Genomic DNA, 18258 nt, shown 5'->3' with positions numbered 1-18258 from the left:
TGTGTTTGCGACTGAAATGAACGGATGGGTGCGCAGAATAGCACCCTGCCCGCGCAGCAGCCAGCGGGATCTACTGCTCGTCCGGATCCTCGGGCTCGACATCCATCCCCGGTGGCGGCAGGTCGGCAAAATCGGTCTTGAGGCCGGTCTCCATTGCATTGAGTTCTTCGAGCAGGGTATGGAAGTCGGTGCCGGTCTCCACCTCCTCCTCGCCACTGTCGGCCGGCGGCCAGGCAGGCTGCGTGCCGTCAGGTGCCTGCTCATCGGCCAGCGGCGGGTGCTCCAGCACCTCGCTGGGTTCACGCAGCTCCGCCAGTGGCGGCAGCTCGGCCAGACTGGTCAGATTGAAGTAGTCGAGAAACTGCCGGGTGGTAGCGTACATGGCCGGTCGGCCCGGCACCTCCCTATGGCCGACCACCCGTACCCATTCCCGATCCAGCAGCGTGCGGATGATCTGGCTGCTCACCGCCACGCCCCGCACTTCCTCGATCTCGCCCCGGGTTACAGGCTGGCGATAGGCGATCAGCGCCAGGGTCTCCAGCAGTGCCCGGGAGTAGCGCTGCGGCCGCTCCTCCCAGAGCCGACCGACCCACTCGGCATAATCACTGCGCACCTGCAGACGCCAGCCACCGGCCACCTCGCGCAACTCCACCGCCCGGTCGGCATACTCCTCCTGCAAACGGGTCAGCGCGCTGCGCAGCTCCTGCGCCGAGGGCGTCAGGTGCTCGTCGAAGAGTTCACGCATGCGCTCCAGGCTCAGCGGCTTGCCCGCCGCCTGCAGCACCGCCTCGAGAATCCGTTCAAGCGCTGGCTGTGACATCTGTCCTTACCTTGACGTGAATGGGTGCAAAGGGCTCGCTCTGCACCAGATCGACCAGTTGTTCCTTGATCAGCTCGAGCACCGCCATGAAGGTCACCACCACTCCGAGCCGCCCCTCCTCGGGAGTGAAGAGGCCGCTGAAGGGCACGAACTGGCCGCCCTTGAGCCGCTCCAGTACCTGTGTCATGCGCTCTCGGGTCGACAGTGTCTCGCGACTGATCTGATGACTTTCGAACATGTCCGCCCGACGCAGCACCTCGGCGAGCGACAGCAACAGCTCCTCCATGCTCACCGGCGGATGGGCGGTCCGCGCCTGCAGGGCCGGCGGCGCAGCGCTGGCCAGGGCGATATCCCGACCCACTCGCGGCAGCTCGTCCAGCTGCTCGGCGGCCTGGCGGAAACGTTCGTATTCCTGCAGCCGCCGGATCAGCTCCGCCCGGGGGTCCTCTTCCTCGTCACCCTGGGTCTCCTGGCGTGGCAGCAGCATGCGCGACTTGATCTCCGCCAGCATGGCCGCCATCACCAGGTATTCGGCGGCCAGCTCCAGGCGCACGGCCTTCATCAGCTCCACGTAACCCATGTACTGGTGTGTGATCTGGGCAACGGGGATGTCGAGGATATCCAGGTTCTGCCGGCGTATCAGATACAGCAGCAGATCCAGGGGCCCTTCGAAGGCATCAAGAAAGACCTCCAGCGCCTGGGGCGGTATGTACAGATCCTGGGGCAGTTCGGTAAGCGGCTGGCCGTTGACGATGGCCAGCGGCAGCTCATGCTGCACCGGAGCCGGAGCAACCGGCGGCGCCGCTGGCGGGGCAGCGGCGGACGGTTGCTCCGGCTCGCGAGTGCTCATCAGCCGCGGCGGTAGCTCAGGCCCATAGCCTGGCGCACTTCGTTGAGGGTATCACGGGCCGCATCACGGGCGCGCTCGGCACCTTCGTTGAGGATCAGGCGCACCGCATCCGGATTGCCTTCGTACTCCACGGCCCGCTGCTGGATCGGGCCCAGTTCAGCGCAGATAGCGTCGATCACCGGCTTCTTGCAGTCCAGACAGCCGATGCCGGCGCTGCGGCAGCCCTGATTGACCCAGTCGTGGGTGGCCTGATCGGTGTACACCAGGTGCAGCTGATAGACCGGGCACTTGTCCGGATCACCCGCATCGGTGCGCCGCACACGGGCCGGATCGGTCGGCATGCGACGCACCTTCTCGCTCACTTCGTCGGTGGTGTCGCGCAGCGTGATGGTATTGCCATAGGATTTGGACATCTTCTGCCCATCCAGCCCCGGCATCTTCGAGGCCGGGGTCAGCAGCGCCTGCGGCTCGGGCAGGATGACCTTGCCACCGCCTTCCAGGTAACCGAACAGGCGTTCCTTGTCACCCAGGGTGATGTTCTGCTGCTCCTGCAACAGCGCTCGAGCCGTTTCCAGGGCCTCGGCATCGCCCTGCTCCTGGTACGCGGCGCGCAGGTTGCTGTAGAGCTTGGCAGCCTTCTTGCCCATCTTCTGGATTGCCGCACGGGCCTTGTCCTCGAACCCCGGCTCCTTGCCATACAGATGGTTGAAGCGGCGCGCCAGCTCCCGGGTAATCTCCACGTGGGACAGCTGATCGGCGCCCACCGGCACCAGGCCGGCGCGGTAGATCAGGATATCCGCACTCATCAGCAGCGGGTAACCGAGGAAACCGTAGGTGGCCAGATCCAGCTCGCGCAGTTTTTCCTGCTGATCCTTGTAGGTCGGCACCCGCTCCAGCCAGCTGAGCGGGGTGGACATGCCCAGCAGCAGACTGAGTTCGGCGTGTTCCGGCACCTGTGACTGGATGAACAGGGTCGCGGAGGTGCCACTGACGCCGGCTGCCAGCCAGTCGATCATCATGTCCCAGACGTTCTGTTCGATGTCCTGCGGGTTTTCGTAGAGGGTGGTCAGAGCGTGCCAGTCGGCGGCAAAGAAGAAGCACTCGTACTCATGCTGCAGCTTCACCCAGTTCTTCAGCACACCGTGATAATGACCAAGATGCAGGCGTCCGGTAGGACGCATGCCGGATACGACCCGGTGCCGGGATTCAACGGAACTCAAGGGATACTCCTGATTGTCTGGTAGTTCATAGGGGTTGGCAGTCGTCGGTTAGTTGCCGGCCACCGACGCTCTGGTCGGCGGCCGGCGTGGCTTCAGTCACGGCTTGCACCGAAGGGCTCGGGATCGCCGAGACCGATGCGGCGCACCTCAGTCTCGCCATTGAGCAGCGCCACCACAGTGGTCGGCTCGATGGCGCAGGCGCCGCCGTCAATGATCAGATCCACATGCTTGTCCAGCCGGTCGCGGATATCCTCCGGATCGGTCAGCGGCAGGTCCTCGCCGGGCAGCATCAGGGTGACGCTCATCAGCGGCTCGCCCAGGGCCTCGAGCAGCGCTTGGGTAATGCGGTGACCGGGTATCCGCAGGCCTATGGTGCGCCGTTTGGGGTGCAGCAGCCGCCGGGGCACTTCGGTGGTGGCGTGCAGAATGAAGGTATAGGGCCCCGGAGTGTTGTTCTTCAATGCGCGGAAGGTGGCATTGTCCACCTTCGCGTAGACCCCCAGCTCGGAGAGGTCGCGGCACACCAGCGTGAAGTTGTGCTTGTCGTCCAGCTGCCGCAGCCGCCGAATGCGCTCCAGCGCGTTCTTGTCGCCGAGATGACAGCCCAGTGCATAGGCCGAGTCGGTCGGATAGGCGATCACCCCGCCCGCACGGATGATCTCAACCGCCTGGCTGATCAGCCGCGGCTGGGGGTTGTCCGGGTGGATCTGAAAATATTGGCTCACGGCAGTAATCTCGCGTTGTTTAGCAGGAGTTTAGGATTTATTGAGCATGCATCACAACCGCATCGGTAAATTGGTTGTCGGTCCACAGCGGCTGGCAGTCGCTCGGCAGGGGCGTCATGGCCCCCAGGGCCATCCACGGGGCTGCCGGATGGTGGAAATCACTGCCGACACTGGCCAGGAATCCGAACTCGATGCTCAGCCGGCCCAGCAACCCGACCTGCTCCGGGGCCTGCTTGCCATTGACCACCTCCAGACCGCGCCCGCCGGCCTCGGCGAAGTCGCGCAGCAGGCGCCGCAGCCGGGCCCGGGTGAAGCCGTAATGCCAGGGGTGCGCCAGCACCGCAACCCCGCCTGCCCCACGCAGCTGCTGCACCGCCTCGGCCAGGGTCGGCCAGTGCTGCTTGATATCCCCCAGCTTGCCGGCCCCCAGCCACTTGCGGAAAGCCTCGCCCTGATCACGGACATGGCCGGCCTGCACCATCCAGTCAGCAAAGTGCGGCCGCGCCGGTGGGCTGTCGGGGTCGCCCCCAGCGGCGCGCTGGGCAGCCAGCGCGCCCTCCAGGGCGCCGGGCATGCGCTTGGCGGCCAATCGCTCGGCAATCTGTTCGGCCCGGCGCCAGCGCCCCTGGCGCACCTGCCCCAGGGCGTCCTGCAACCCCGGTGCGGCAGGGTCGAAGCCATAGCCCAGCACGTGCACGGTATGGCCCTGCCACTGGGCCGAGAGTTCAACGCCACTGACCCACGCCATGCCCAGCCGGGCAGCGGCGTCACGGGCCTCATCCAGACCGTCCACGCAGTCGTGGTCGGTCAGAGCGACCAGGTCGACACCGGCCTCGGCCGCCCGGGCCATCAGCTCGGCCGGCGCCAGGGCACCATCCGACGCGGTACTGTGCATATGAAGATCAACCAACACGCCTGTCTCCGGTCATCCGGCAAGAGAATTCGGCTATTATGCCGCCTGGGCGCTGACAACACCTAACCGAATCGCATAACGTAGGCGCCAGGACCCGCTTCACCGATCAGGAGAACCCATGTTCTACGCCATCATCGCCAGCGATGCGCCTGGCTCACTCCAGGCCCGACTGGCCGCCCGACCGGCGCATCTGGAGCGCCTGCAGCAGCTGCAGGATGCCGGCCGCCTGCTGCTGGCCGGCCCCCACCCCGCGGTGGACGCCAACGACCCCGGGGAAGCCGGGTTCACCGGCAGTCTGGTAGTCGCCGAGTTTGCCTCCCTGGAGGAAGCACGCGCCTGGGCCGATGCCGACCCCTATGTCAGCGCCGGGGTGTATTCGCAGGTCGTGGTAAAACCTTTCAAACGCGTACTGCCAGCCTGATGACCGGAGAATCCACATGTCCAGCCGCCCCCTGATCCTCGCTCTGCTGGCCACACTCTGGCTTCCCCAGACCGGCATTGCGCAGTCTGCCGACACGCCCGCCGATGAGTCTGCCATCGAACAGCAGACCGAACAGGACATAGGCACCCTTCAGGCCGAGCTGGCCCGGATCGAAGCCGAGCGCCAGCGCCTGGCTGACCAGCTGGCAGGCGGCGGCAATGACAACGCTGCGCAGATCGAGCAGTTGAGTACGCAGAACATAGCCCTGCGTGACCGTCTGGCGGTCATGGAGGAACTGGTTGACACCCAGCGCAGCGAAGAACAACGCAAATGGTTCACGGTCGGCGGTGCCACTGTGGCGCTCAGCCTGCTGGCCGGCTGGCTGCTGGGCCGTCTGGGTGGTGGTCGCAAACGCAATATGTGGTTGAATTGAAACAGCATATCCTGATGATCGACGACGACCGGGAACTCTGCGATCTGCTGGGTTCCTGGCTCGAGGCGGAGGGTTTCAGCCTGACCGCCGTACATGACGGCGCCGCGGGCCTGGAGGCAGCGCTCAACGGTGACTATGGTGCCATAGTGCTGGACATGATGTTGCCCGGCATGAATGGCCTCGAGGTGCTGCGCGCCCTGCGTCAGAGCTGCAACACGCCGCTGCTGATGCTCAGTGCCCGCGGCGAGCCGGTGGACCGCATCCTCGGTCTGGAGCTGGGCGCCGACGACTATCTGGCCAAGCCCGCCGACCCGAGGGAACTGGTGGCCCGCCTGCGAGCACTGCTGCGCCGCTCCGCCGCAGGCAGCGATGCGCCGGTACTGCAAGTCGGCGATCTGCGCATGGACACCGCCAGCCTGATGTGCTGGCAGGATGACGAGCTGCTGCCCCTGACCCAGACCGAGGCGCTGATCCTCAGGACCCTGCTGGAGCACGCCGGCCAGCTGGTTGATCGCCAGTCCCTGTCCCGGCAGGCACTGGGCAAGCCGCTGGGCCCCTATGACCGCAGCCTGGACATGCATATCAGCAATCTGCGACGCAAGCTCGGCAGTTTTGCCGACGGGCGCAACCGCATACAGTCGATCCGCGGGCGCGGCTATCTGTATGGCTGATGCCGTTTCCGGACGCCGCGGCAATGACTTTACACAGCCTTTACCCAACACTGGCGCTGGCTGACACTGGCATCCCTAGACTGTCAATCACTGGCCGGATTCCCCGGTCGTCATAACGGGAGCAAGTCCATGAAACCTATTCTGATTGCCGGTCTCTTCACCCTGACTACCGCCCTGGCCACCAGCACACTGGCCGCCACCGAGGCGCCGGGCAAGCATCACCAGCGCCATATGGAGCGCATGGCAAGCGAACTGCAACTGACCGAACAGCAGCAGGAACAATTGCGTGACATCCACCAGCAGCAGCGCGAACAGATGCGCACCCTGCGCGAACAGCGCCAGGAGCAGGTCAACGCGGTACTGACCGAGGAGCAGCGCAGCAAACTGCAGGAACTGCGCGAGCAGCGCCGCGAAGAGATGCGCAAGCACATGCAGGAGCGTCGCCAGGGCCGTGGCGCCGAGCGCGACGCCGACACTAACTGACTCCGGGAGTAACCCCGCCCATGCGGCTGTTCTGGAAGGTCTTCGCCGTTCTCTGGTTGGCCACCCTGCTGGTGGGTGGTTCGGGCTTCCTGATCAGCCGCGCCCTGCAGCAGGACTGGCTCCTGCTGCAGTTCCATCCGCAGCTGCGCGATTTCAGCTCGCAGCTGGTTGGCGTCTATGAGGAGCAGGGCCCGGCTGCCGCGCAGCAGTGGCTGGAGCAGCAGCTGCAGCAGTACCGTCTGCGCGCCGAGCTGTTCAATGACCAGGGCCAGCGACTGCTGCAGGGCACCCTGCCCACCCTGCCCCGGCGCGAGGCCAGCGACGAAGCCTCCCCCCCGCGACCGCGCTATGGCCGCCTGTTCCAGCTGGCCTGGGATTCCGATCAGGCGTCCTACCAGTTGCTGTTGCACATACCCGGCCCCGAGCTGTTCCGCTGGCAGCGCACACCCTTTGCCATGCTGACCAATATCACCATCGCCATGCTGGTGCTGGCCGCACTGAGTCTACTGCTCAGCCGCTACCTGACGGCTCCCCTGCGCCAGCTCGGCGCTGCCGCCGAGGATCTGGCCGAGGGCCGCTTCGATGCCACCGCCCTGGCCCGGACCGGACGCCGTCGGGACGAGATAGGCCAGCTGTCGCGCCAGTTCCAGAACATGGCAGACAGGGTGCAGAGCCTGCTCAACAGTCAGACCCAGCTGATGCGAGACATATCCCATGAGCTGCGCTCGCCGCTGGCGCGGCTGCGTATCGGACTGGCGCTGGGACAGAAGCAGGGGCTGAGCGCGGACAATCCTCTCTGGGAGCGCCTGGACCGCGAATGCAGCCGCCTTGACAGTCTGATCGGGGATATTCTGACCCTCAGCCGACTCGATGCGCGGGACATCCCGCCCGTGCCCTTCGAACTGGACAGTCTGGTTGCCGACACCCTGGAGGATGCCCGTTTCGTTGCCGGTGATCGGCAGCTCAGGCTGGAAGGTGCCACCGGCGGCACCCTGTACGGCTGGTCGGACCAGCTGGCCAGCGCCGTGGACAATCTGCTGCGCAATGCCCTGCGCTTTTCCCCGGCAGGAGGAGAAGTGATGGTCAGGCTGGAGGCCACTGGCCGTGATTATCAGGTGGAAATCAGCGATCAGGGTCCCGGGGTTCCCGAGGAGTGGCTGTCGCGCCTCGGTGAGCCCTTCGCCCGGGTACCCGGCCAGCCCGCCGACTCAGGCCATGGTCTGGGGCTGGCCATCGCCCGGCGGGCGGTGGCCAGACACGGTGGCACGCTGGATTTCAGTCTGACCGATACAGGTGGTCTGCGCGCCCGCATCAGCCTGCCCCGCCATGCTCAGTTGTCGGGCCAGCGCTGGAAGAAGTCCCGCGAATCGAGCAGCGGCACCGGCTTGGGCTCCCCAAGAGGCTGACCGACATAGAGGAAGGCAACGATGCTTTCCTCGGCGCTGAGCCCCAGACCCTCACGTATCACCGGATCCCGGGCCGGATCACCCGTGCGCCACACCGCCCCCAATCCCAGCGCATGGGCTGCCAGCAGCATGTTGCCCACCGCCACGGCACAGGACATTTCCTGCTCCTGAGCCGGCACCTTGGGGTGCGCCCTTGGACTGCAGATGGCAACAATGATCATGGGCGCACGCAGCGGCAGCTTGCGTGCACGTTGCACCTCCTCGGCAGAGGGGTCTCCACAGCGTGCCAGCGCCGCTGCATGGAAGAGTTCGCCCAGCCGCTCCAGATCCGCCCCCTCCAGCACCAGAAAACGCCAGGGCCGCAGCCAGGCATGATCCGGTGCACGCAGGGCGGCCCGGAACATGGCCTCCTGTTGCTCTGCGGTCGGTGCCGGACCGGTCAGCCTTGGCATGGAAACACGGTTGTGCAAAGCACTCAATGCATTCATTATCAGACCAACTCCAGAAACATGAGTTGGGAATCATAGCAAACCCCCGGCAACGACCGGCGGGCAGGATCCAGTAACAAACCCATAACAACAAAGGAGAACATCCATGTCCGATACCAGCATCCAGCAGCCCGCCGCCAGCCGCGAGTTCCGCTCCTTTGCCGAGTTCTATCCGTTCTACCTCAGCGAACACAGCAATGATGTGAGCCGCCGCCTGCACTACGTCGGCAGTCTGCTGGTCCTGACGATACTGGCCTGGGCCCTCATCAGCGCCAACTTCTGGCTGCTGCTGGCACTGCCCGTGGCCGGCTACGGGTTTGCCTGGGTAGGCCACTTCTTCTTCGAGAAGAACCGTCCGGCGACCTTCAAGTACCCGCTGTACAGCTTCATGGGTGACTGGGTCATGCTGCGCGACGCGCTGACCGGGCGTATCCGCTTCTGATGCGCCCCCTGCAGCACGGGGCGGTACTTTTCCCGGTGATACATGCGTACTATGATCGGTCCGGCGTCCGGTCCGATCAGGGTATGTCCCAGAGATCAGGCCGGCAAACGCCAAGGCCAGGGAACGACTGATCATGAATCTGGATACTCGAACGCAACCGGTTCGCCCACCGCTGGAGGGCTACTACTCCCGGGTCATGGCCTATCTGTGCGTGGCCCTGGTATTTGCCGCGCTGGCCCGGGAGCAGGGACTGACCCCGATAACCGGTGGCGCGGTCCTCTACGCCCTGATCTACCCCCATCTCATGCGCCTGATCGCCCGCTGGCGCAACAAGGGGCAGCGCAGCCAGTTCAATCTGGTGCTGCTCGCGCTGGATGCCGTGCACACCGGGGTGTTCATCACCCTGTGCCAGTTCAGCATGGTCCCCAGTCTGGTGTTCCTGCTGCTGATCAGCTTCACCGCCATCATCATCGGCGGGCCGCTGTATCTGTTTTCCGCCCTTCTGCTGGCAATGACCGGTACCATGCTGTCCGCCGCGCTGCTGACGCCGGAGCCGCAGTTTGCCAGCAGCCCGCTGCTGGCGTTCTGCAGTCTGGCGGGAGGCGGGATCTTCACCGTGGTGATGGCCATGTTCATCTATCGTCAGGGCCGCCATCTGGAACAGGCACAGGAGGTGATCAGCGCTGAACAGGAAAAGGCTGCCACCCTGGCCAGCAATCTGGCCAAGTATCTGTCACCCCAGGTCTGGGAATCCATCTTCTCCGGCAACCAGAAGGTCACCCTGGAAACCCGACGCAAGAAACTCACGGTGTTCTTCTCCGACATCCGCGGCTTCACCGAGCTGGCCGAAGAGATGGAAGCCGAAGCACTGACCGACCTGCTCAACAACTATCTGAACGAGATGTCCCGCATCGCCCTGCAATACGGCGGCACCATCGACAAGTTCATCGGTGACAGCATGATGGTGTTCTTCGGCGACCCGGTCAGCCGCGGCGCCAAGCAGGACGCCGAAGCGGCCGTATCCATGGCCATCGCCATGCGCAAGCACATGAAGGTGCTGCGCCAGCAATGGCGCAGCCAGGGCATCACCAAGCCGCTGGAGATCCGTATGGGTCTGAGCACCGGCTACTGTACCGTCGGCAACTTCGGCGCCGACATGCGCATGGACTACACCATCATCGGCCGCGAGGTGAACCTGGCCAGCCGTCTGGAAAGCGCCGCCGAGGCCGGGGAGATTCTGATCTCCCACGAAACCTGGTCGCTGACCAAGGATCTGGTCATGTGCCGGGACAAGGGCCAGCTGAACGTCAAGGGCTTCAGCCGGCCGATGCAGATCTATCAGGTGGTCGGTCTGCGCCGGGATCTGGGGGCCGCCCCCACCTTCGTCGAGCACGAGCTGCCGGGATTCTCCATGTACCTGGACACCAACGGCATTCGCAACTACGACAAGGACGAGATCGTCAAGGCCCTGGAGCTGGCCGCGCGCAAGCTGCGCGACAAGGTCATCATCTGAGCACTCGCCGGCGGGTGCCGGCGCTGAAACAACTCCCCCGGGCCGGCGGGTGCACCCCGGGTCTCCTGCCCCGTATACTATGGCGCAATCCGTTCGCCCTCTTTGTCACTCTTCAGGCCGTACCATGTTCAGATCCGCGCTCATTCTGTTGCTCCTGCTGTTGTGCCTGCCGAGTCTGGCCGATACCACCACCGCCAGCGAACCCCGCACCGGCCTGGTACTGTCCGGCGGAGGCGCCCGCGGCCTGGCCCATATCGGCGTGCTCAAGCAGATCGAGAAGATGGACATCCAGATTCACGCCATCGCCGGCACCAGCATGGGCGCGGTGATCGGCGGTCTGTACGCCGCCGGCTACAGCGCCGAGGAACTGGAACGCATCGCCCTGGAAATGGACTGGCCGGCAGCCCTGAGCGACTCACCCCAGCGCGAGGACATTCCCTACCGCCGCAAGCAGGACGACCGGGACTTCCTGGTCAAGCAGCGGCTGTCCTTCAAGGACGGCAAGCTGAGTTTCCCGCTGGGCCTGCTGCAGGGCCAGAACCTGGGCCTGGTTCTGGAGAGCCTGCTGGTCCATACCAACGACATAGACGACTTCGACCGGCTGCCCATTCCCTTCCGCGCCGTGGCCACCGACATTGCCACCGGCGACGCCGTGGTGTTTGATCGAGGCCACCTTCCCCAGGCCATTCGGGCCAGCATCGCCCTGCCCGGCTTCTTTGCCCCGGTGACCGTCGACGGGCGCATGCTGGTAGACGGCGTGCTGTCGAAGAACCTGCCGGTGGACGTGGCCCGCCAGATGGGCGTGGACCGGGTAATAGTGGTGGACATCGCCACTCCGCTGAAGCCGGCGGAGCAGATGACCACCATTCTCGACGTTATGGACCAGACCACCACCCTGCTGACCCGACACAACACCCAGGAGCAGCTGGCCACACTGACCGGTACGGACATGCTGCTGCAGCCGGAACTGGGCGACATCGCCTTCAGCAGCTTTGCCGAGGCGGAGGAGGCCATAGCTGCCGGGGAACAGAGCCTGCTGCAATCGCCCCTGCTGCACGCCTATTCCTCACCCCGGGATGACCGCACCGGGGGCAACCTGGCCCGTGCCCGCCCCCACCGCCAGCCGATCATCCATGACATCCGGGTGATCAACAGCGGCAAGGTCGCCGACGAGGTAGTACGCAGCATGGTGCGCCAGCAGCTGGGTGAGCCGCTGAACCCCGACCACCTGGCCAAGGACATGGGCACCATCTACGGCACCGACTACTTCAGTCAGGTCAATTACGAGATAGTGCATGAGGGCGAGCGCAATACCCTGCTGATCCGCACCCATGGTCGCCAGACCGGCACCGACTACCTGCGCCTGGGGCTGAACCTGTCCGACGATTTCGAGGGAGGCAGCCGCTTCACCATAGGCGCGAGCTTCCGGGTCAATGGCGTCAACCCGCTGGGCGCCGAGTGGCTGACCCGACTGCAGCTGGGCGAGCACCAGCAGCTGTACAGCGAGTTCTACCAGCCGCTGGACTACGGCTCGCGCTACTTCATCGCACCCTTCATCGACGCCGAAGCGCGCAATGTGGAAGTGATCCTGGACAACGACCCGGTGGCCGATTATCGCCAGCAGCGCTACGGTGCGGGGATCAACGTGGGTCGGCAGATAGCCAATAATGGTGAGGTGCGCTTCGGCATCTCCCGCTACGACGGCGAGGCGGAGATCCGGGTGGGCGATCAGGATCAGCCGACCCTGAAATTCAACGAGGCCTTCTACACCCTGCAGGTCGATCGCGATACCCTGGACAACGTCAACTTCCCCCGCTCCGGTGATTCGGCACGCTTGATGTGGCGACAGTCGGAGCCCAGCCTGGGTGCCGATGAGCGCTACCAGCAGGTCGAGCTGCGCGCCAGCCGGGCCTTCGCCAGCGGTCCGCACAGCTTGCAACTGGGCGCCTCCATCGGGCGTACGGATGATGACGTGGATGTAGCCCAGAGCAGTTTCATCCTGGGCGGGCTGGGCAAGTTCTCCGGGTTCCGGGAAAACGCCCTGGCCGGCCAGAATTACAATCTGGCCCGGGCCGTGTACTACCGCCGGCTCAACCCCAGCAGCATGCCGCTGACCATTCCCATGTATCTGGGTGGCACCCTGGAGTACGGGCGTATCTACAACCGCGGAGCCAATGAGCTGGATACCGGCTACATGGGCGCCGCCAGCCTGCTGCTGGGCATGGACACCTTCCTCGGGCCGCTGTTTCTGGGCATAGGCGCCAACGAGGAAGGCGAGCGGGCGCTGTACATGAACCTGGGGCAGACCTTCTGAGTCCGCCCCGGCTCAGCCGCTGATCTCCAGCACCAGGGCCGCCCGGATGCAGTGCAGCACGCCCTCCTCCACCGGCTCATCCAGTTCCCGGGCCACCGCGCGCACCCCCGGAAGGTCATCCTCGGCCTCGTTCAGGAACAGATCCTGGATGCGCTCCAGCTGCCCCGGCGGCAGGTCCACCGCATGGTGCAGCTCCAGCTGGCCGGTACTGATGGCCTGGGCCAGCTTCAGATAGACCTGTTTTATCGGCATGCCGGTCTGCGCGGCAATCTGCGCCGGCTCCATGCCGGCCAGCGCCAGGGCCTGAACCTCCTGGGCCTGGTGCACCGGCGGGACAGCATCCCCGCCCTCGCCATCGGCCAGCAGCACCTGCAGGAAGTCCGCACCGTATCGCTCCAGCTTGTGCGCACCTATACCGCTGACCTGGGCCATGTCCTGCATGGTGGTGGGACGCAGACGCAGCATGTCGACCAGGGTGGAGTCGGCGAATACCACATAGGGCGGAACGCCATGGGCCTCGGCCAGGCGCTTGCGCAGCGCCCGCAGCTGCTCCCAGAGGGCACGATCGGCCTCGGCAATCACCGGCTTGTCGCCTCCGCGGGCCGGCAGCGGTGCGGTTCTGGCGATATCCCGGCGCAGGGCCAGGGTCTGCTCGCCACGCAGCAGCGGACGGCAGCTCTCAGAGAGTCTGAGGCTGCCGAAGCCGTCCAGATCGATCTCCACCAGCCCGCGGGCGATCAACTGACGGAATACCGAACGCCACTCCTGCTCGCTCAGCTGCTTGCCGATCCCGTAGGTGGACAGGTGCTGGTGTCCGGCGCTGCGGATCTTCTCGTTATCCCGTCCCAGCAGTATGTCCACCAGATGTCCCACTCCATAGCGCTGTCCGCTGCGGTAGATGGCGGACAGGGCCATGCGGGCGGCCTCGCTGCCGTCCCAGGTGTCCGCCGGTTCCAGGCAGTTGTCACAGTGCCCGCAGGGCTCTTCCAGGGTTTCACCGAAATAGCCCAGCAGCGACTGCCGCCGGCAGCCGGTAAGCTCACACAATGCCAGCATGGCGTCGAGCTTGTGCCGCTCGATGCGCTTGTGTCGCTCATCACCCTCGGAGCTGGCCATGATCTGGTTGAGCAGCAGCACGTCCTGCAGCCCGTAGGCCATCCAGGCGTCGGCCGGCAGCCCGTCACGTCCGGCACGACCGGTTTCCTGATAATAGGCCTCGATGCTCTTGGGCAGGTCCAGATGCGCCACGAAACGCACGTTGGATTTGTCGATACCCATGCCGAAGGCGATGGTCGCCACCATGATCAGCCCCTCCTCGTTGAGGAAGCGCCGCTGGTGGGTGGCCCTCAGCTCCGGCGGCAGCCCCGCGTGATAGGGCAAGGCCGGCCAGCCCTGCTCGCTCAGCCACTGGGCGGTGTCCTCCACCTTCTTGCGCGACAGGCAGTAGACGATACCGGCATTGCCGCGCTGGTCCCTGAGAAAGGCCAGCAGCTGCTGGCGCGGGCGGTCCTTGGGCACGATGCGATAGAAGATGTTGGGCCGGTCAAAGCCGGAGATGAAGCGCCTGGCGTGCTCCAGGCGAAGTCGCTGGGCAATCTCCTCCCGGGTACGTTCATCGGCCGTGGCGGTCAGCGCCATGCGCGGCACGCCGGGGAACAGCTCGGCCAGTTGCCCCAGCTGCAGATACTCGGGGCGGAAGTCATGCCCCCACTGGGATACGCAATGGGCCTCGTCGATGGCGAACAGGGCAATGTCCAGACTCTGCAGGAACTGCAGGGTGCGGGGCTTGAGCAGGCGCTCCGGGGCCAGATAGAGAAAGTCCATGTCACCCCGACGCAGGCGCTCGGCGATATCCCGCCGACTCTGCTCGTCCAGGGTCGAGTTCAGCGCCGCCGCCCGCAGCCCCAGCTCGTTGAGAGTGGCCACCTGATCGTCCATCAGCGCGATCAGCGGCGACACCACCACCGTCAGCCCGGGGCGCAGCAGGCCGGGGATCTGGTAGCACAGGGACTTGCCACCGCCGGTGGGCATCAGGACCAGGGCATCACCGCCGCAGGCAACCTGATCGATGATATCGGCCTGCTGTCCGCGAAACTCGCCATAACCGAAAATATCCCGCAGTTTCTGTAAGGCTTGCTCGCGCATGGTTCTCCTTGCATGATTGCACTCGGGCAGCCGGTTGAGACCGGCATGAAAGGGGCGAGTATATCAGCCCAGGCGGGGTTCGCCCGGACACACTGCCGGTTTGCCAATGCTTTGGCAAAACGCCCGGCAGATGCGTACAATGCGACCCATTATCCATGATGAGGTGTGCCATGTCCTTTGCCGACCAACTCGAGCGCCTGCAGCAGTTCCTTGATGCCGACGACCTGCACGATGAAGCCCTCGATTATCTAGCCGGGCATGGTTACCTGACCGCCCTGTCCATCGCCCCGGTTGAAGTGCCGGAACAGGAGTGGATGTTCGAGCTGTTCGCCGAGGAGCCCCGCTACGTTGACGAGGCCCAGAAGGCCGATATCGAGTCCGCCCTGCGCGAGCTCAAGGAGCAGATCGCCCGGACCCTGGCCAGTGACGAGGATCTGGAGCCGCCGTGTGAACTCTCCCTGGGTGACGAGCCGGACCTGTCGGATCTGCGCAGCTGGTGCGTGGGCTTTCTGGAAGGGGTATTCCTGCGCGAGGAAGACTGGTTCCGTCAGGACGAGGAAACCGTCAGCGAGCTGCTGCTGCCGATCATGGTCGGCTCCGGCCTGTTCGAGGATCAGCCCGAGTTCGCCGAGATCGCCCAGGACGAGGAAATGGTACAGGACATGCTGGACCACATCCCCGACGTGCTGACCCAGCTCTACCTGCTGTTCCAGGCCCCCGAAGAGAAGGGCCGCCCGGCCCTGCTCGACCCGCGCCACTGAGTCCGAGAAGCCCCCGCCCTGGCGGGGGTTTTTCTCAGCCCGCCTCCACCCAGCGCTGCAACAGCGGCAGTATCCGCTCCGCCGGCTGATAGCCGTTGGCGAGCAGCGCCAGCATGCCGTTGCGCTGTGCCAGCAGCGTGGGGAACCCACTGATCCCCAGATCCGCCACCCAGTTGAAATCCGCTGCGGTTGCCGTCACCGCCTGTTCGGCGATGAAGGCCCTGTGAAAGCGCTGCCGGTTGTAGCCCACCTGCTCGGCCAGCTCGATGAGGATCTGGCACTGCGTCACATCCCGGGCCTGGGTGTAGAAGGCAGCCTGAATGGCCCTGGCCAGCGGCCAGACGCACTGTGGATCCAGCTCCCGGGCCACCACCAGCGCACGGCAGGCCGGCTCGGTGTTGTAGATGAAACCGTCCGGCAGGGCATCGGGCGTCAAAAGCGGCTGACCGCTGCTCCGGCCTACCGCCTGCCAGTGCTCGCCGAGCGTGCGACGGGTGGCTTCGGACAGCGGATCGGTGACGCCGGGGCGCAGCCCGCCGACCACCAGATGCAACGGCAACTGTGGGTGAGCTGCCTGCAGCGCATCGATCACCGGGGCGAAGCCCCAGCACCAGGAACACATGGGATCCATTATGTAGATCAGGCGCTGGGACATGCGCTGCTCTCCGGCCTAACGGGCGCTGGGGCTGGCCAGTTCCGGTGCCAGGCCTATGGGATGAGGCTGATTGCGCCGCTTGGCCAGCTCGATCTGCCGCTGACGCTCCTCCGCCCGGCGCCGGGTCTTCTCCGGCAGGCTGTCATAGCAATGCGGGCAACTGACGCCCTGCTCGTACTGCGGGGAAGCCATGTCCTCGGCTGATACCGGATGCCGGCAGGCATGGCACTGGTCGAAGGTGCCCGGCGCCAGGTCATGGCGTACGGTGACCCGGTTGTCGAACACGAAGCACTCGCCTCGCCACTTGCTCTGCTCGGCGGGCACTTCCTCCAGATACTTGAGAATGCCGCCCTTGAGGTGGTAGACCTCCTCGAATCCTTCTTTGAGCATGAAGCTGGACGCCTTCTCGCAGCGGATGCCGCCGGTGCAGAACATGGCGACCTTCTTGTGCTTCTGCGGATCGAACTGCTGACGCACGTACTCGGGGAATTCCCTGAAGGTCCTGGTCTGCGGATCAATAGCCCCTTCAAAGGTGCCTATGGACACCTCATAGTCGTTGCGGGTGTCGATCAGCAGCACCTCAGGATCACTGATCAGGTCATTCCAGTCCCTGGGCTCGACATAGGTACCCACCCGCTCGTTGGGGCTGATACCGGGAATGCCCATGGTGACGATTTCCTTCTTCAGCTTGACCTTGGTGCGGTAGAAGGGCATCTCGTCACAGAAGGACTCCTTCCAGTCCAGATCCGCCAGACGCGGATCACGGCGCAGCCACTCCAGCAGCGCGCTGGTACCTTCGCGGGTGCCGGCAACGGTGCCGTTGATGCCTTCCAGGGCCAGCAGCAGGGTGCCCCTGACCCCATGCTGGTTCATGGTATCGAGCAGCGGCTCGCGCAGGGATTGAAAGTCTTCCAGGGTGACGAACTTGTACAGCGCCACCACGACAATATTGGACATGCATACCTCGTTGTTCAGTAGACGCCCGCGTAAAGGGCATACCTTGAAAGAGCGCAGTGCTGCGCGGTGGCGATTCTAGCAGGAAATACCCGGCGGCGAGGTACCGCCGGGCAAACGGTCAATGGTCGGCCTTGCTGCCGCCCATGCAGGCCGGCGAATCCGGTGCGGCGCTGCGCGCCTGCCATTCGGCCGGGCTGTAGGTGTGCAGGGCCAGGGCATGGATCTGCTGCATCAGGTCGCCAAGGGTGCGGTAAACGGCCTGGTGGCGCTTGACCGCATTGAGCCCCTCGAACTCCTGGCTGACGATCACCAGCTTGAAGTGGGATTCCGAACCCGGCGGCACGGCGTGCATGTGACTCTCGTTGAGCAGTTCCATATGCACCGGCGCCAGGCTCTGCAGCGCTCGTTCCAGGGCGGCTTGGGTAGTAGTCATGGGCAGTTCTCCGGAAAGCTGAGGCAATGCCCCGCATTGTACCCTGCGTTCACCCGTCGGTCGGCCCCAGCTGGTGCAGTTCCAGCTCGCGCCCCATCTCCTCGATCAGCTGTTCCAGCTGCGGCGCCAGCACCTCCTCGACCCGCTCCCGGGCGATGGCCATGGAGCCCCGGGTCAGCTCCGGCAGGTGCTCGAGCAGCTTGCTGCCGACCTCCGACTCATAGAATCGGGCCAGTTCCTCGAACTCCTGCTCGGAAAAGACCGGCAGATACAGCTCGATCAGCTCGTCGCGGATCGCTTCCCAGGCCAGCTGCCTGTCCAGCAGCGTTCTGGCACGCTCCCGGTACTTGCACAGCAGGGTCTCGTGCTGCATGGAGCCGCCCAGCTGGGCAAAGCGAGCGACCAGCAGCTGGTCGGTCTGCACATAGAGGGGCGCGGTCATGCTCTGGGCCCTGGCCAGCTTGAGAAAACGCTCGGCGGCTGCCCGGTGACCGGCCTCGGAGGCCAGCGCCACGGATGACATCGACAGGCAGCAGAGCAGCAACAGGCAGAGCAGGCGCATGACGAAAGGTCCAGTGAAGGTCGAGCTAACTATACTGGCAGCTTGG

Annotated in this window: 20 protein-coding genes; 9 read left to right on the top strand and 11 right to left on the bottom strand. The window is 65.0% G+C overall.

All coding sequences use genetic code 11. The features are described 5' to 3' along the window. Nucleotides 1-70: 70 nt before the first annotated feature. The 5 genes from scpB to VF673_RS01165 form a co-directional block, all read right to left on the bottom strand. A complete protein-coding gene (scpB, locus tag VF673_RS01185) occupies nucleotides 71-820 on the bottom strand; it encodes an SMC-Scp complex subunit ScpB (RefSeq protein WP_440290594.1) in 750 nt (249 codons plus the stop codon). Then, on the bottom strand, nucleotides 801-1670 hold the full coding sequence (locus VF673_RS01180) for a segregation and condensation protein A (RefSeq protein WP_440290593.1): 870 nt from the start codon (nucleotides 1668-1670) through the stop codon (nucleotides 801-803). Before VF673_RS01180 ends, scpB begins: the two co-directional genes overlap by 20 nt. Next, nucleotides 1670-2890 carry a tryptophan--tRNA ligase gene (locus VF673_RS01175; protein ID WP_440290592.1) on the bottom strand — a complete coding sequence of 407 codons (1221 nt, stop codon included), beginning with the start codon at nucleotides 2888-2890 and terminating at the stop codon, nucleotides 1670-1672. The genes VF673_RS01180 and VF673_RS01175 overlap by 1 nt, the downstream gene beginning before the upstream one ends. A 92-nt stretch (nucleotides 2891-2982) precedes the next feature. Continuing rightward, nucleotides 2983-3615, bottom strand: a complete 633-nt coding sequence (locus VF673_RS01170; RefSeq protein WP_440290591.1) for an L-threonylcarbamoyladenylate synthase — start codon at nucleotides 3613-3615, stop codon at nucleotides 2983-2985. A gap of 37 nt (nucleotides 3616-3652) precedes the next feature. Next, a complete protein-coding gene (locus VF673_RS01165) occupies nucleotides 3653-4528 on the bottom strand; it encodes a PHP domain-containing protein (protein ID WP_440290590.1) in 876 nt (291 codons plus the stop codon). Nucleotides 4529-4646: 118 nt separating this feature from the next. Here VF673_RS01165 and VF673_RS01160 point away from each other — a divergent pair, with 118 nt between their 5' ends. From VF673_RS01160 to VF673_RS01140, 5 genes are all read left to right on the top strand, one after another. Further along, nucleotides 4647-4949 carry a YciI family protein gene (locus VF673_RS01160; RefSeq protein ID WP_090537830.1) on the top strand — a complete coding sequence of 101 codons (303 nt, stop codon included), beginning with the start codon at nucleotides 4647-4649 and terminating at the stop codon, nucleotides 4947-4949. A gap of 16 nt (nucleotides 4950-4965) precedes the next feature. Then, nucleotides 4966-5382 (top strand): hypothetical protein, encoded by a 417-nt coding sequence (locus VF673_RS01155; protein ID WP_440290589.1) that lies wholly within the window; start codon nucleotides 4966-4968, stop codon nucleotides 5380-5382. 14 nt (nucleotides 5383-5396) lie between these two features. Then, entirely contained in the window at nucleotides 5397-6053 is a 657-nt protein-coding gene (locus tag VF673_RS01150) for a response regulator (RefSeq protein ID WP_440290880.1), read from the top strand. 129 nt (nucleotides 6054-6182) lie between these two features. Then, a complete protein-coding gene (locus tag VF673_RS01145; RefSeq protein WP_320330808.1) occupies nucleotides 6183-6536 on the top strand; it encodes a Spy/CpxP family protein refolding chaperone in 354 nt (117 codons plus the stop codon). A gap of 20 nt (nucleotides 6537-6556) precedes the next feature. After that, on the top strand, nucleotides 6557-7942 hold the full coding sequence (locus tag VF673_RS01140) for a HAMP domain-containing sensor histidine kinase (protein WP_440290588.1): 1386 nt from the start codon (nucleotides 6557-6559) through the stop codon (nucleotides 7940-7942). Here the strand turns inward: VF673_RS01140 and VF673_RS01135 are convergent. After that, a complete protein-coding gene (locus tag VF673_RS01135) occupies nucleotides 7867-8430 on the bottom strand; it encodes a nitroreductase family protein (protein ID WP_440290587.1) in 564 nt (187 codons plus the stop codon). The two genes, VF673_RS01140 and VF673_RS01135, sit on opposite strands and share 76 nt — an antisense overlap. A 106-nt stretch (nucleotides 8431-8536) precedes the next feature. Between VF673_RS01135 and VF673_RS01130 the strand changes: the two genes are divergently transcribed. The 3 genes from VF673_RS01130 (at nucleotide 8537) to VF673_RS01120 (ending at nucleotide 12699) form a co-directional block, all read left to right on the top strand. Continuing rightward, nucleotides 8537-8872: an Mpo1-like protein gene (locus VF673_RS01130; protein WP_090537843.1), complete on the top strand. Its 336-nt coding sequence runs from the start codon at nucleotides 8537-8539 to the stop codon at nucleotides 8870-8872. 133 nt (nucleotides 8873-9005) lie between these two features. After that, nucleotides 9006-10385, top strand: coding sequence for an adenylate/guanylate cyclase domain-containing protein (locus VF673_RS01125; RefSeq protein ID WP_440290586.1), 1380 nt, complete (start codon nucleotides 9006-9008; stop codon nucleotides 10383-10385). A 124-nt stretch (nucleotides 10386-10509) separates the two neighbouring features. Continuing rightward, entirely contained in the window at nucleotides 10510-12699 is a 2190-nt protein-coding gene (locus tag VF673_RS01120) for a patatin-like phospholipase family protein (protein ID WP_440290585.1), read from the top strand. Between the two features lie 12 nt (nucleotides 12700-12711). Here VF673_RS01120 and recQ read toward each other — a convergent pair whose 3' ends face one another. Beyond that, the gene (gene recQ / locus VF673_RS01115; protein ID WP_440290584.1) at nucleotides 12712-14844 is read right to left on the bottom strand and encodes a DNA helicase RecQ; all 2133 of its coding nucleotides are present in this window, start codon (nucleotides 14842-14844) and stop codon (nucleotides 12712-12714) included. Between the two features lie 170 nt (nucleotides 14845-15014). Between recQ and VF673_RS01110 the strand changes: the two genes are divergently transcribed. Then, complete coding sequence (locus VF673_RS01110; protein WP_440290583.1) at nucleotides 15015-15605, top strand: UPF0149 family protein; 591 nt, start codon at nucleotides 15015-15017, stop codon at nucleotides 15603-15605. Nucleotides 15606-15639: 34 nt separating this feature from the next. Here VF673_RS01110 and VF673_RS01105 read toward each other — a convergent pair whose 3' ends face one another. The 4 genes from VF673_RS01105 to VF673_RS01090 form a co-directional block, all read right to left on the bottom strand. Next, nucleotides 15640-16260, bottom strand: a complete 621-nt coding sequence (locus VF673_RS01105; protein WP_273126950.1) for a DsbA family protein — start codon at nucleotides 16258-16260, stop codon at nucleotides 15640-15642. A gap of 15 nt (nucleotides 16261-16275) precedes the next feature. After that, complete coding sequence (gene trhO, locus VF673_RS01100) at nucleotides 16276-17217, bottom strand: oxygen-dependent tRNA uridine(34) hydroxylase TrhO (RefSeq protein ID WP_440290582.1); 942 nt, start codon at nucleotides 17215-17217, stop codon at nucleotides 16276-16278. A 118-nt stretch (nucleotides 17218-17335) separates the two neighbouring features. Beyond that, the gene (locus VF673_RS01095; protein ID WP_090537857.1) at nucleotides 17336-17650 is read right to left on the bottom strand and encodes a BolA family protein; all 315 of its coding nucleotides are present in this window, start codon (nucleotides 17648-17650) and stop codon (nucleotides 17336-17338) included. A 49-nt stretch (nucleotides 17651-17699) separates the two neighbouring features. Further along, the gene (locus tag VF673_RS01090) at nucleotides 17700-18212 is read right to left on the bottom strand and encodes a DUF2059 domain-containing protein (protein WP_440290581.1); all 513 of its coding nucleotides are present in this window, start codon (nucleotides 18210-18212) and stop codon (nucleotides 17700-17702) included. Between the last annotated feature and the right edge of the window lie 46 nt (nucleotides 18213-18258).

Origin of the sequence: Halopseudomonas sp. Lyrl_26 (genome assembly GCF_051948695.1) — a bacterium.
Lineage (GTDB): Bacteria > Pseudomonadota > Gammaproteobacteria > Pseudomonadales > Pseudomonadaceae > Halopseudomonas > Halopseudomonas formosensis.
Note: the sequence above shows the minus strand (reverse complement) of the source record. Positions and strands in the feature narration are given on the sequence as shown.

Excerpts from the sequence above, each read along its gene's own strand:
- VF673_RS01090 (WP_440290581.1), bottom strand. The coding sequence starts at position 18,212 with ATGCGCCTGCTCTGCCTGTTGCTGCTCTGCTGCCTGTCGATGTCATCC.
- VF673_RS01105 (WP_273126950.1), bottom strand. The coding sequence starts at position 16,260 with ATGTCCCAGCGCCTGATCTACATAATGGATCCCATGTGTTCCTGGTGC.
- VF673_RS01150 (WP_440290880.1), top strand. The coding sequence starts at position 5,397 with ATGATCGACGACGACCGGGAACTCTGCGATCTGCTGGGTTCCTGGCTC.
- trhO (WP_440290582.1), bottom strand. The coding sequence starts at position 17,217 with ATGTCCAATATTGTCGTGGTGGCGCTGTACAAGTTCGTCACCCTGGAA.
- VF673_RS01130 (WP_090537843.1), top strand. The coding sequence starts at position 8,537 with ATGTCCGATACCAGCATCCAGCAGCCCGCCGCCAGCCGCGAGTTCCGC.
- VF673_RS01140 (WP_440290588.1), top strand. The coding sequence starts at position 6,557 with ATGCGGCTGTTCTGGAAGGTCTTCGCCGTTCTCTGGTTGGCCACCCTG.
- VF673_RS01110 (WP_440290583.1), top strand. The coding sequence starts at position 15,015 with ATGTCCTTTGCCGACCAACTCGAGCGCCTGCAGCAGTTCCTTGATGCC.
- recQ (WP_440290584.1), bottom strand. The coding sequence starts at position 14,844 with ATGCGCGAGCAAGCCTTACAGAAACTGCGGGATATTTTCGGTTATGGC.
- scpB (WP_440290594.1), bottom strand. The coding sequence starts at position 820 with ATGTCACAGCCAGCGCTTGAACGGATTCTCGAGGCGGTGCTGCAGGCG.
- VF673_RS01180 (WP_440290593.1), bottom strand. The coding sequence starts at position 1,670 with ATGAGCACTCGCGAGCCGGAGCAACCGTCCGCCGCTGCCCCGCCAGCG.
- VF673_RS01160 (WP_090537830.1), top strand. The coding sequence starts at position 4,647 with ATGTTCTACGCCATCATCGCCAGCGATGCGCCTGGCTCACTCCAGGCC.
- VF673_RS01135 (WP_440290587.1), bottom strand. The coding sequence starts at position 8,430 with ATGAATGCATTGAGTGCTTTGCACAACCGTGTTTCCATGCCAAGGCTG.
- VF673_RS01095 (WP_090537857.1), bottom strand. The coding sequence starts at position 17,650 with ATGACTACTACCCAAGCCGCCCTGGAACGAGCGCTGCAGAGCCTGGCG.
- VF673_RS01120 (WP_440290585.1), top strand. The coding sequence starts at position 10,510 with ATGTTCAGATCCGCGCTCATTCTGTTGCTCCTGCTGTTGTGCCTGCCG.
- VF673_RS01145 (WP_320330808.1), top strand. The coding sequence starts at position 6,183 with ATGAAACCTATTCTGATTGCCGGTCTCTTCACCCTGACTACCGCCCTG.
- VF673_RS01125 (WP_440290586.1), top strand. The coding sequence starts at position 9,006 with ATGAATCTGGATACTCGAACGCAACCGGTTCGCCCACCGCTGGAGGGC.
- VF673_RS01155 (WP_440290589.1), top strand. The coding sequence starts at position 4,966 with ATGTCCAGCCGCCCCCTGATCCTCGCTCTGCTGGCCACACTCTGGCTT.